Source organism: Okeania sp. SIO2F4, from assembly GCF_010672385.1.
Classification (GTDB): Bacteria; Cyanobacteriota; Cyanobacteriia; order Cyanobacteriales; family Microcoleaceae; genus Trichodesmium.
The window spans coordinates 1-12,449 of the sequence record NZ_JAAHGT010000188.1 but is presented as its reverse complement, the minus strand read 5'-3'; the positions used below and the strand labels follow the sequence as shown (position 1 = coordinate 12,449).

General features: G+C 35.0%; 9 protein-coding genes. 5 read left to right on the top strand and 4 right to left on the bottom strand.

The window, feature by feature from the left end; all coding sequences use genetic code 11:
* Positions 1-554: 554 nt before the first annotated feature.
* The 4 genes from F6K22_RS14230 to F6K22_RS14215 all read right to left on the bottom strand — a co-directional run bounded on the left by F6K22_RS14230 (position 555) and on the right by F6K22_RS14215 (position 6,775).
* Positions 555-1,367, bottom strand: a complete 813-nt coding sequence (locus F6K22_RS14230; RefSeq protein WP_293098665.1) for a glucose 1-dehydrogenase — start codon at positions 1,365-1,367, stop codon at positions 555-557.
* A 795-nt stretch (positions 1,368-2,162) separates the two neighbouring features.
* Positions 2,163-4,832, bottom strand: coding sequence for an MGH1-like glycoside hydrolase domain-containing protein (locus F6K22_RS14225; RefSeq protein ID WP_363273547.1), 2,670 nt, complete (start codon positions 4,830-4,832; stop codon positions 2,163-2,165).
* Positions 4,833-5,827: 995 nt separating this feature from the next.
* Positions 5,828-6,223: a DUF1622 domain-containing protein gene (locus F6K22_RS14220; protein ID WP_293098660.1), complete on the bottom strand. Its 396-nt coding sequence runs from the start codon at positions 6,221-6,223 to the stop codon at positions 5,828-5,830.
* Positions 6,224-6,319: 96 nt separating this feature from the next.
* On the bottom strand, positions 6,320-6,775 hold the full coding sequence (locus F6K22_RS14215; RefSeq protein WP_293098657.1) for a CsbD family protein: 456 nt from the start codon (positions 6,773-6,775) through the stop codon (positions 6,320-6,322).
* Between the two features lie 228 nt (positions 6,776-7,003).
* Here F6K22_RS14215 and F6K22_RS14210 point away from each other — a divergent pair, with 228 nt between their 5' ends.
* From F6K22_RS14210 to F6K22_RS14190, 5 genes are all read left to right on the top strand, one after another.
* Complete coding sequence (locus F6K22_RS14210; RefSeq protein WP_293098655.1) at positions 7,004-7,186, top strand: CsbD family protein; 183 nt, start codon at positions 7,004-7,006, stop codon at positions 7,184-7,186.
* 307 nt (positions 7,187-7,493) lie between these two features.
* Entirely contained in the window at positions 7,494-7,892 is a 399-nt protein-coding gene (locus F6K22_RS14205) for a DUF6335 family protein (RefSeq protein WP_293098652.1), read from the top strand.
* 284 nt (positions 7,893-8,176) lie between these two features.
* Positions 8,177-9,319, top strand: coding sequence for a phospholipase D-like domain-containing protein (locus tag F6K22_RS14200; protein WP_293098650.1), 1,143 nt, complete (start codon positions 8,177-8,179; stop codon positions 9,317-9,319).
* A gap of 635 nt (positions 9,320-9,954) precedes the next feature.
* Positions 9,955-10,536, top strand: coding sequence for a hypothetical protein (locus F6K22_RS14195; protein WP_293098648.1), 582 nt, complete (start codon positions 9,955-9,957; stop codon positions 10,534-10,536).
* A 937-nt stretch (positions 10,537-11,473) separates the two neighbouring features.
* Entirely contained in the window at positions 11,474-12,256 is a 783-nt protein-coding gene (locus F6K22_RS14190; RefSeq protein ID WP_293098645.1) for an ABC transporter permease, read from the top strand.
* Positions 12,257-12,449: the final 193 nt, after the last annotated feature.

Sequence of the window (12,449 nt, the reverse complement as noted above, 5' to 3'; positions counted from 1 at the left end):
CTTAAACAAAGCCAAGGCTGGATTAATCGAGTAAGAGAATCAATGCAGAATTAAATCGTAGGTTTCTATTCAAATGCCCCATCTCGTAAGTGTTGTTCTTCTGGCAATGGTCATTTCAGTTATCAGGCACGCCTCCTGAGGAGGAACTGCGCAATTGAGTTATCAGTTATCAGTACCTCGTGGCTGTTGCATCGGGATTGACATAAGGAATAGTCTCTTTTTTTTATCCCTTTAAAAAGGGAGGCGCATACCCACAATTTTTCGGTAAACTACCAATAAAATCACACAGGAAAGTATCAAAATAAGTTTATTAATCCAAACTTAAAGATGAAGAAGGGAATAGTTTCAGTCTGGAAGAAATCAAAGTACTGGCATTACTAATGCTATTTGCCGGACATGAAACCACAACATCCTGATATTTTGCCACCAACAAAAGCCGAGCAAGAAAAATTAAAACAGTAGGGAAAGTTAAGTATGGTTGGGGCTTCCATTTATAAATTTAGTAGGGTAGACAAATTCTTGCCTACCCTACAAATACTCCTAAAACCTCATATCTATTCTCCCGCAGACCAAGGTTTTTGAAACTTAGGATAAAGAGTCAAACCACCATCAATAAATAAAGTTTGCCCAGTAATATAAGACGCTTCATCAGAAGTTAAAAAGGCTGTAACTGCTGCCATTTCTTCTGAAGTTCCTACCCTTCCCATTGGAATATTACTCGCAACTTGTTTTCGTTTTTCTGGGTCTTCTTTCCAACTTTTATTGATATCTGTAGCAGTAGCTCCCGGTCCAATAGCATTTATCCGAATGCCTCGATCTGCATATTCTAAAGCAAGAGTTTTTGTCATATTTTCCATTGCACCTTTACTCATAGAATAACTAATATATTGAGGGCGAGGAATAATTTCATGGACGCTAGAAACATTAATAATTATTCCGCCATTCCCTTGTTGTAAAAAATGCTTAATTGCTTCCCGCGCGCAGAGATAAGCACCGCGTAAATTCACACTAATAACTCGATCAAAATCATCAGTGGAGACACTATCAGAATCTTCAGCAATTTGAATACCTGCATTATTAATCAAGATATCAATACTGCCAAATTCTTTAACAACTTCTCCCACCATTCTGATGACATCTTCTTCTTGAGAGACATCTCCCTCTACAGGAAAATCTCGACCGCCACAACTTTTAACATGATTGCATATATTGTCAATCATTTTTTGAGTTTCGGCAGTTTTTTCGATATTATTACGATAGTTAATAGCGACATTTGCGCCTTCAGTTGCCATCCGAACGGCGATCGCCTGACCGATACCGGAAGTTGCACCTGTGACTAAGACATTTTTTGACTTTAAACCTTTCATTGAAATTATCCTCAGTTTTTAATTAGGGTAGTCTCGATTAATTTTACTTAAAACTTATCGCCCATGTAGCTCTAGCTATGGAAGTATTAATCAGAGATAATCAAATCTTGCTAGTGGGGGTTGTTAATAGTTACAAAATTTGATATGGGTATGGGATGATATTAAATCCCCTGACTTTGGAGCGATATCATGTTAGGTTAAATACTTATAATAAAAAACTGATGCGCGTGTAGGTTGGGTTGAGGAAAGGAAACCCAACAATAATATTGTCAGGACTTACGCATTTTTCTGACACAAACACTACATCTACCATGGCAATCTAGTTGTTATCTAATATATGTAGTTTATTTGCATAAGTCCTAATTGTATCTATTGCGTTGCGTTACCGCTTTTTATGTTGCGGAGCAAAACCAAGCCTAATTTATTATATCAAATCATCCGAACTTGATATGATATAATTTATATTGCTATTTGTACTGTCAGCCTTCAAATGTAAGCTTTATTCTTTCATTCTGGCTTGATAATACTAATACTACCGGATTTTCTATGGTTAGGTTGTCAGGGCGATGCTCTCCCGATCGCCCCGTCTATTTCACAACCCACTCAAAACTTTGTTGGGTTTCATGGCCTCAACCCAACCTCAAGAGTTATACCATTTCTCAATAGCAATGCTATATTTGGTTGCTATATTCCCCATCTCGCAGTCCCTAGAATATATAGCAATATTTTTGAGAATTGGTATTACAGATAGTTACTCACCTATGAGTTAACCACAGATTTCCATTTCAACCAAAACTAAATTTCACAAACATATTCGCTCCGTTGTTGAATCAACTTTGCCACTAAACCAGTCCAACCAGTCTGATGACTCGCACCTAAACCTACACCATTATCGCCGTGAAAATATTCATAAAACAGAATTAAATCTTGCCAGTGGGGGTCATTTTGAAATATTTCTGTTTGACCATAAACCGGACGTTTTCCATTTTCATCTTTGAGGAAAATTTTGATTAGTCTCGCTTCAATTTCTAATGATACTTCCCATAAATTCATCATTTGACCCGAACCAGTCGGACATTCTACTCGAAAATCTTCACCGAAATAGTTATGAAATCTTTGTAGAGATTCTATCATTAAATGATTAATTGGAAACCAGATAGGACCTCGCCAATTAGAGTTTCCACCAAACATTTCACTGGTAGATTCGGCAGGTTCATAATCAACTCTATATTCTTCTTCCTGAGTATGAAAAATATAGGGATTTTCAGCATGAAAACGAGATAAAGAACGAATACCATAATCGCTGAAAAATTCGTTTTCATCTAACATTTTTTCGAGGATTATACGGAGGCGATCTGGTCCAGTAATTGCTAATAAACGTTCTGAATCTATACTACAGGATTCCATACAGGCGATGTTTTCACTCAAATCTGGGCGATTTTGCATAAACCAGTGGACTCGTTTCTGGAAATTTGGTAATTTTTTTAAAGTCTCTGAGTCAATAATTGCCACAGCAAATAATGGAATTAATCCAACTATTGAACGGACTTTTAAAGGCACGTCTTCTTGGTCTGGTGGATGCAAAACATCATAATAAAAACCATCTTCTTCATTCCAAAGTTGAGTTCCATCTGTACCTACATGATTCATCGCATCAACTATGTAGAGAAAATGCTCGAAAAATTTAGAAGCAATATCTTCGTATACTTCATTTTCTATGGCTAATTCTAGAGCAATAGTTAACATATCTAGGCAGTACATTGCCATCCAACTTGTACCGTCTGATTGTTCAATATGTCCCCCGGTTGGTAGTTCCGAACTCCGGTCAAATACTCCAATATTATCTAAGCCTAAAAAGCCTCCTTCAAAAACATTATTTCCCTCAACATCTTTCTGATTTACCCACCAAGTGAAATTGAGTAAAAGTTTTTGAAATACTCTTTCGAGAAACTGGCGATCGCTACGACCATAAACTTCTTTTTCAATTTGATAAACTCGCCAAGTTGCCCAAGCATGAACGGGGGGGTTTACATCACTAAAATTCCATTCATAAGCTGGTAATTGACCGTTGGCGTGCATATACCATTCTCTGGTTATTAGGTCTAGTTGATGTTTGGCAAAATTAGGGTCAACTATTGCTAAAGGTATGGCATGAAATGCTAAATCCCAAACAGCATACCAGGGATATTCCCATTTGTCAGGCATGGAAATTATATCATCATTAAATAGATGAATCCACTGATAATTTCTAATATGTTTACGGCTTTCTGGTACTGGTGGTTGGGTCGGGTCGCCTTTGAGCCATTCTTCGACAATGTAATGATAATATTGTTTCGTCCACAATAGTCCGGCAAATGCTTGACGCTGAATATTTCGCCATTCATCCTTCATTTTACAAGGGGAAAGACGCTGATAAAATTCATTTGCTTCTTGAATTCTGGTTTGAAAAGTTTCTTCAAATTCTGTCTCGAAAGGCTGTTTAATTTCTGGAGAGTTAGCAAGTCTTAATTTCAAAACTTTAGTTTCACCTGGTTCTAGTTCTAGACAATAATGTGGTGAAAATTTGGTTCCAGACATCTCTGGATTAATGGCATCTTTTTGACTGTTAACTAGATAATTATTAATGCCATCTTTGGTATAAGGAGAATCATTTTTTTCTCCAAATAAAGCTTGTTTATTAGTTTCATTTTCTGTGAAAAATAGCTCCATTGTCTGTGGAAAATAAAACCACCTTTTACCTAAAGTTGGGTGCTCTGCTTCGATGAGACCAGGATTGATTTTTTTGAGGAGAGGTTTTTTTGATTTATTATCCCAAGACCAAGTATTTCTAAACCAAAGAGTGGGTAATAAGTGTAACGTCTTAGTTTCTGAACCTCGATTATTTACTGTAATTTTAATTAAGATATCTTCTGTTGTTGCTTTAGCATATTCAACCAAAACATCAAAATAACGATTTTCTGCAAATATTCCTGTCTCCAGTAGTTCGTATTCTGAAGATTTGCGATCGCGCTGTTGATTTTCTGCTACTAAGTCAGCATAAGGATAAGCACTTTGAGGATATTTATAAAGTGCCTTCATGTAACTATGACTGGGAGTATTATCTAAGTAAAAATAATATTCTTTGACATCTTCCCCATGATTTCCTTGACTTCCGGTTAAACCGAAAAGTCGCTCTTTGATAATGGGGTCTTCGCCATTCCAGAGAGCGATCGCGAAGCACAGTCGTTGATGATTATCTGAAATACCACAAATACCGTCTTCTCCCCATCGATAAGCACGAGAAAGAGATTGTTCGTGAGAAAAGTAATCCCAAGCAGAACCATCTTCGCTATAGTCTTCTCGTACTGTTCCCCATTGTCTCTCACTCAAGTAAGGGCCCCAGCGTCGCCAGTATGCTTCATGTTTCAGGTCTGCTTCTAATCTTTGCTCTTCTTGAGTAGATAGGTTATTGTTTTGAATATTCATAATCATCGATACTTTGGAATAGTTGAAAAGATTAATTTATTATAACTTTCCTTAACTATCTGTAACACAATAACTATTTCTATGTGGTATTTCTGTTATCTGTAACATATTAATTTAGTGGTCTGTCAAAATAGTTTTTAGGGGTAACATTACCCAAAAAACATTAACCAAAAATCACAATTACAAAAATCTATCTATCATTTCAAAGTTGACAGACCACTAGAAAATATTAATCTAGCAATCCCACACTAATTATCTTCAGTTAATTTTATGAAAATTTGTCTATGACATATACCCGCATTTTTCAAGCTAATTAGGTACAGTATTTTTTTCTCCCTGCTCCCTATTCCATAAAATCCAAAACTTGTGTACCTCACGAGAGTGAGAAAAGCTATATTTACACTCATAATTAATCAAAGCCTTTATTGAGTTTATCAATTTCACGATAAACTCGATTAGTATTATCTTTTTCTTTACCGAAAAATTCAGGTATAAAGCCTCTCCATTCATGGAGAAAAAAGCGGTCGGAAAGCGCAGCATTCCGTAAGGATGGGATGCAGAGGAAACCTAGCCATATCCAATCAAGAAAAGAAAAAAAATTCTTTGATCCAATCCTCTTATTTATATATAAGAAGAGGTAATTCTAAATTATAAATTCTTGAAGGGTTTAATTCCCCTCTGTTTACAATTGGTTGGGGTTTGTAGACAGGAAGTAGCTTGTTGAAGACTATCCCCATCCACTTTTTCCTTCTGTTGTAGATAACTAAACGCCTTCTTGCTTCTTACTTCTTCCTTCTTATACCAATTCACTTTAAAAATGTCACAAATAGTTTCAAACTTCAGATGATAAATAATTTCCTAAAATTACGGTAGCATCAAAGTTTTGAACCTACAAAATCTTAATGCATGACTTTTAACTTCCGTCAAACGGTATTACTTCTTCAAATTTCATCTTTCACTTTATTGCTTACAACACAATTTTTCAAATTAAGATTTTATCTATTGAGGTGATTTTTTTCTTCCAGTGCTTTAACTTCTTTTTCTAGAAAAAAGTTGAGAAAAGTTCTAATTCCAGCAATTGCTGCTAACCTTCCAATATCACTCCAACTTGGAGATATGGCAGTTCCTACTATATCAGCAGCTAATAGAAATTCTAAAGCTAGAACTAAAGAGATACCTAAGTCGAGTCTGATTGTTCCTTCTGGAGCAAAAATCTTCTTGTTTTTCCGTCTTTTCCACATCTCTGCTAGTGCTTTTAGCACTGCAAAGGCAATAATAAAAATTGCAACTACCTCAATAAAAATCTTCAGAATAAGGACAAACTCATCTAAAAAATTTTCAGCTAATTCTATTAAATTTGTAGCTAGATAAAAACATACAATAGAAGTCATAATTCTTCCTTGCTACTGCCTCTAAAGTTGAAGAAATATTTTAACTTTCTAAATATATCACCCTTTGTAGACAGTAACAAGGTTAATCATCGTTATCTATTGCTCAAAAAACGACTTAACATTATCGAAAATATTTTCAGAGGTTTCTTGCACTTCAGAAGCAGATTTTTCTAACGTACTTTCTACTGTACCAATATCTGACTCAGCTTTACCCTCAGCTTGTTTTGCTAATCCTTCTGCTTGTGATTTAGTATTTCCTAATTCTTGTTGAGCTTTACCTACTGCTGTGTCTACTTTTCCTTCTATTTTATTGCTAGTTCCTTCACCTGCTACTTTATCTAAAAGATTTTTTCCTTTAGTATCTGCATCTTCAATAACTGAGTCAATAACTGCAACAAAATTTGGATAACCTAATGTCGCAGCATGAGCTGTATTATACAAATTAATAGACAAATTTGCCCAAGCAACAGCCATTGCAAAAATCAAACATAGAGATAATGTTAACCGTCGTCCTGCATGGAAAACTTTCTCTAATAAATTGGGAATATTCATAAATAGTTGTTACCAAGTTCCAAAATTTTCTAGTCTGATAATACTACGCTTAATCTATACTATCATATCTTCCATTAGATATAAATAAATTAATAATTAAGTCAAATAATCTATTTCTTGAGATATATATTTTGGGCAGGATACATATTTAGGAGGTTAACTTGTTATAATTAGTATGTCAAATAAAAGATTTTTGTATAAATTTGTAGAAGAAGGAGCCATCATAACATGAGTATTGAAAAAAGAGTTGAAGCAACTGCGAAAAATATAGAAGGTAAAGTTCAAGAGGTAGTCGGAGAGATGACTGGAAATCCTCAAGACCAAGCAGAAGGCAAAGTTAAACAAAAAGAAGCTCAAGCAGAACACATAGTAGAAAATGCTAAGGATCGGGTTAAAAAAACAGTAGAATAAAGCTAACTAAACCGATAGTAATCATAAGTTAACTTGAGGAATTATACAAAACTACTATCAGTAGTTATTTTATTTGTATTTCCTCAAGTTTTTACTTTTTTCTAAAGTTCAGAGAATGTTCGTAAAATGAATATTAAATTACATAGGGTGCGTTAGTTTCACATAACGGGTGGTGGTGCTCGCGTAATGGTAAAGGAAGCACCGAGAGTGTGGGGAGATGGGGAGATGGGGAGTGTCGGATAAATTAAAAAATATATATCCTCACCATTACCATGCAGGACTACCCACATAACGCGGTGGGTGAGGTGTGAAACCGAGCATTATTCTAGAAATGGTAAGGGTGTCGTCACACACCCTACTTAATCTTTTGTTTACAAACAGTCTCTCAGATGTAATTGATGAGGATACTATTGTGAGTAACGAGTCTAATCAAATAAATTTACAGGAAAATTTACAGCATCAAACTAAAAATTCACCTGCTCCAACAGGAGGAGATTTAGACGTAGATAAATATCAGTCAAGAGTTGTTGGAGAAGAAGCAGTTGGCGGTACAACTCCTACTCCTGGTCAAAATAATGTTGATAATATAGCAGCCTCTGCGGGAGTAGAAATACCTGACTTTGAAGAAATAGATATTATGGAAAAGATGGAAGAACGAGATCGAAATCGTTGGCAACTTGACCCCACTTCCCAAAATAGAGATTAAATACAGGACAAAATCAAAGGTATATAAAGTATGCAAAAAACTAGCTTTTTTCAAAGTTAGTTTTTTTAGTTGAGATTTGTAATTTTAAGTATAGCTTTATTATTCTCAAATTTTAATTTAACTATGTCTTTGTCTTAAACCAAAATATGCAAATTAGCGATTTTATCTGGATAACTAGCAGCATAATCCTAAGCATAGTTTTAATTGTGCTGCTAGTTTTATATTGTTTCGGTTTTTTTAGAGGATTGCCCAAATATCGGGTAAAGAATTTCCCCAGTCCAGAAATGCCGAATTTCATTTTTACTATTGCGACTTTAACTAATTCTTTAATCACTGAAGGAAAAGTCACAGGATTTTGGGTAGGAGCATCAGATATTTTTGCAGCTAGATTGAATGCTATTCGTAGCGCTAAATATTCAATCCAATTTGAAACCTATATTATGACTCCTGGTCGTCATGCGAACGACTTTGCCGAAGCAATTGTTACCCAAGCGAAAAAAGGAGTTAAAATTCAAATTATTGTTGATGCGTATGGTGCGAAATCTATCAATAAATCATATTGGAAAGAATTACAAATCGTTGGTGTTGAAATTCTTTTTTTCAATCCTTTAAAGCCTCGGGATATTCTACAATATTTACATAGAAATCACCGCAAATTATTAGTTATAGATGGCAAATTAGCATTAGTTGGTGGTGCAGGAATTTCTGATTATTGGGATGGTATTAATGAACCTGCACCATGGCTTGACTATGAAGTTAGTTTTGAGGGTGAAATAGCAGCTAAACTAAAAGGAATTTTTCAAAAGCATTGGCTAGACTTGGGCGGAATTGTCGATTTTAATATAGAACCTTTAAATCCGGTTCCATTTAAACAACAACAGCTTTTAGTTACAATAGGGGAAAATCCTAACTATAGAAATTCACCGATACGCAACCTTTTTAAAACTTCTGTTCTGGCAGCTAGAGAAAGAATTTGGATTGCCAGTCCATATTTTTTACCTAATCCTAGTTCTGTAAAACTTCTAATTGATGCCAAGAGAAGAGGAGTAGAAATAAAGATACTTACTATGGGAGAGCGTACTGATAAAAAATATATTCACTATACCTCCCGCGAACTTTATGGTAATTTACTCAAAGAAGGCATCGAAATTTATGAACATCAGCCAAGTATGATGCACGCCAAAGTTATACTTATTGATAGAAATTGGGTGAGTATTGGCAGTTCAAATTTTGACCCCCGTAGTTTTTTCCGCAACGATGAATTAAATATTTCCCAAATAGATCGAAAATTTGCTCAACAAATTGAGGAGTTTTTTATTAATGGTTTTTCTCAAAGTTTATTAGTCTCTAAAAATCAGTGGCGAAGGCGAAGTTTATGGGAGAAACTGATAGGTAGATTTTGGCTTTTGTTTTATTGGCAACTCTGAAAAAATAAGTAACATGTTGGTTTTACTCAAGTCAAGGAAATTTGATTATAGTGTATTCCAATCCTAATATCTGATTTACATAACAGGCGATCGCCCTTAATTTGCCGATTGTTTTATCTTCTAGGAATATCAAAAAAACAAAATCAAAAATCAATAGATAATCCCAAGATTTTGATTTACAAGAATTTGTTTATATAGTATATTAAGAGTTTTGGCAGATAAATATTCTCCCCTTAAGGCCAATCTGAAACGGAAATTAGAAAAGGGCCTTCCAAGCGGAGGAATATGGAAAAGTTTGGCAAAAGTATAATTGCCTATTTAATCTTCCTACCCACTGGAGATTTCTACCTAAGCGAGTTTATTTATCGGTTGGGATCGATGAAATCAACAGTTATTCTGTGAGAACAAAAGACTAACAGAAATCAGGGACTTGAATATCTTACCTAGTATTACAGAGGCGATCTCCGAAGGATAGCTCTGTCAATAGAGGGAGTTAAAGTCATCATTTTCTGCTTCTTATACAAGTATGCTGCCAAATTATTGATAGTTAATCCTGAAGGATATTTCCCTCAGAAAAGTTAATTCACTAAACTAAATCAAAGTCTGTTAAACAAACAAAAAAAGGAGGTAATGCCATGAAAATCAAAACCAAACTACACACCGATGCTGTCAAAGAAGCATTGCTTTCCCTCTCAGACATGGAATTTTATAACACTATTCACCATTGGCTAGATCGAATATCTCAAAAATCTTGGGAAGCAGAATTATTAGATGAAATGCAATTTGCTTTAGGTTATGAATTAGAGTCAGGGGAAACCTTACAATCTTATAGAAATTGGGATGAATTAATGTATGCCGAACCTGATTGTGAAGATGTATATTTAATCGCACCATCACCTTTAAAATTACGCAGGTACATAGATAAAATGGACTCACATTCTTTTTATCATAATATAATTTATCTTGCTGGAAAAGCTTATGGTGATGGAGAAATGGGTTATCCACCAAATGCTTTTTGTGATGGGTATGAATTTCTAGAAAATTTAGTTGCTAGTCTCAGAAAAAATCAACCTTCCCAAGAGAAAAATCATCATTCAGAAACTTTCAGGATTATCAATCAAACTCAGTATAATGAAGGTTTTTTTCAAGTATCAGAACATTGGCGGACTTATAGCGGAGGTAAAGTAACTGATTTTGTGCTTTTAACTTCAAATTAGTAATAGGAGGAAGGAGAAAGGAGGAAGAAGGAAGAAGGAAGAAAAGAAGCCCATAAATATATTGATGGTATTTATTGTGAATAACTATTTTATCTAATTCCCTAGCTTCTAATCAAAATTATTTCTTCTTTTTCCACTTAACAATTTTACTTTTGAGGAAGAAGGGAGCAATATATTCCCACTGTTCCCTTGACCAAAATAATTAAGACCAGCATTACAATCCACCAGCACCAAAAAATTAAGTGCAGGAAAAATTCGTTAATATCTCCTACAGAAGTCAGCCAGGGGTGAGGAAAACTTATACAATTTCTCAAAAACTTCTCTAGATTTTCTTGAGTAGGGGAATAGGGGAGTGGTGGAGTAGGGGAGTGGTCGAGTGGTAAACATAATAATAATTAATAAAAACTGGGTAATAATTATCGAAAAAGTTATTATCTCTGTGTTAATTACTTAATAATTGAAGTCCCACATAAGTATAGCATTACTTTTGGTAATTGATATTAATTGCAGTAATTACTTTACGTTAATTTTGCCTACTTACTTAAATAGTTTCAATTATCTTTATTAAAAAGTAAATATGTAGGGGTTTGTTCTCCAAAGCTCTATATTTACTTTTGCTGGGTTAAGGCAAATTACAATAGAATTATAGGCACTACGCATTAAGGTTAGGACATTCCTCTGTTGCCTGTTGCCAGTTAAGTGTTGCTTTTAAACTTAGACTTATTGTCCTAACTAAAAAACGTACTGCTATATCTGATAAGTATAGAATTATTTCCCTAATAACATTAAGATAGCTAATTCGAGAACACCGAGATTATGATCGACTTTACTTTTCTGAAAATTAAATCCGATCTGGCTATTAATGAAAATTTAGCTTATAGTCAACATCATTTTGATATGATTCAGGATGTAAATTTCCTAATCAAGTTAAGTCAAAATGGAACGATACTTACAAATACTAAAATTATTTTGGGGTGCAGCGATCGCTGCTGAATTAGAATACCGCTTCAATTTTATGATCGCGGCTATTAGTAGTATAGGAAGTTTATTAGGTAGCTTATTTGGTTTATTTCTATTTTATAGAACAGGCTACAAATTTGATGGTTGGAATTGGGAAGAAGCTTTAATTATCCTAGCAATTTTTACTATTTTACAGGGTCTTTCAGCAACTTTTTTGATTCCTAATTTGAATCGAATTGTGGAACAGGTACAAGAAGGTACTCTAGATTTTGTCCTCCTAAAACCCATTAGTAGTCAATTTTGGCTTTCTACCCGTACAGTGTCTCCCTGGGGAATACCGGATGTAATTTTTGGTGGGTTGCTGTTAGGATATGCTGGTAGTAAACTGGGTTTAGGACTAGGCAATTATTTATTCAGTATAGTGCCACTGGTCTGTGGGATAATTATTCTTTATAGTCTCTGGTTTATGTTGGGTTCCACCAGTATTTGGTTTGTCAAAATTTACAACGTAACAGAAGTCCTCAGAGGTTTATTAGAAGCAGGACGATATCCAATGGTAGCTTATCCTACTGCTTATCGTTTCTTTTTTACTTTTCTAGTACCAGTGGCATTTTTAACTACTGTACCAGCTAAAGTCATATTAGCTAGGGTTGGAGGTACTTGGATCTTGGGTTCTTTTATTTTAGCAGGTGGATTGTTTTTTGCTTCTATTCAATTTTGGCGACTGGCTTTGCGGTATTATACAAGTGCTTCTAGTTAGGGAGTAGGGAGTAGGGAGTGCGGGGATAGACGGGAGAGGGGGAAGTGTGGGGAGATGGGGAGAGGGGGAAGTGTGGGAAGAGAGGGGAGTGTGGGGAGATGGAGAGATGGGGAGATGGGGAGATGGTGAGATAGGGAGATAGGGAGATAGATTGAATATTGAAATAGATTGAATATTGAAGCATAGATAGAAT

What these genes read in the sequence shown, in the direction of transcription:
- F6K22_RS14215 (WP_293098657.1), bottom strand. Translation starts at nt 6,775, where the DNA reads ATGAATATTCCCAATTTATTAGAGAAAGTTTTCCATGCAGGACGACGG.
- F6K22_RS14230 (WP_293098665.1), bottom strand. Translation starts at nt 1,367, where the DNA reads ATGAAAGGTTTAAAGTCAAAAAATGTCTTAGTCACAGGTGCAACTTCC.
- F6K22_RS14225 (WP_363273547.1), bottom strand. Translation starts at nt 4,832, where the DNA reads ATGAATATTCAAAACAATAACCTATCTACTCAAGAAGAGCAAAGATTA.
- F6K22_RS14195 (WP_293098648.1), top strand. Translation starts at nt 9,955, where the DNA reads ATGAAAATCAAAACCAAACTACACACCGATGCTGTCAAAGAAGCATTG.
- F6K22_RS14200 (WP_293098650.1), top strand. Translation starts at nt 8,177, where the DNA reads ATGCCGAATTTCATTTTTACTATTGCGACTTTAACTAATTCTTTAATC.
- F6K22_RS14210 (WP_293098655.1), top strand. Translation starts at nt 7,004, where the DNA reads ATGAGTATTGAAAAAAGAGTTGAAGCAACTGCGAAAAATATAGAAGGT.
- F6K22_RS14220 (WP_293098660.1), bottom strand. Translation starts at nt 6,223, where the DNA reads ATGACTTCTATTGTATGTTTTTATCTAGCTACAAATTTAATAGAATTA.
- F6K22_RS14190 (WP_293098645.1), top strand. Translation starts at nt 11,474, where the DNA reads ATGGAACGATACTTACAAATACTAAAATTATTTTGGGGTGCAGCGATC.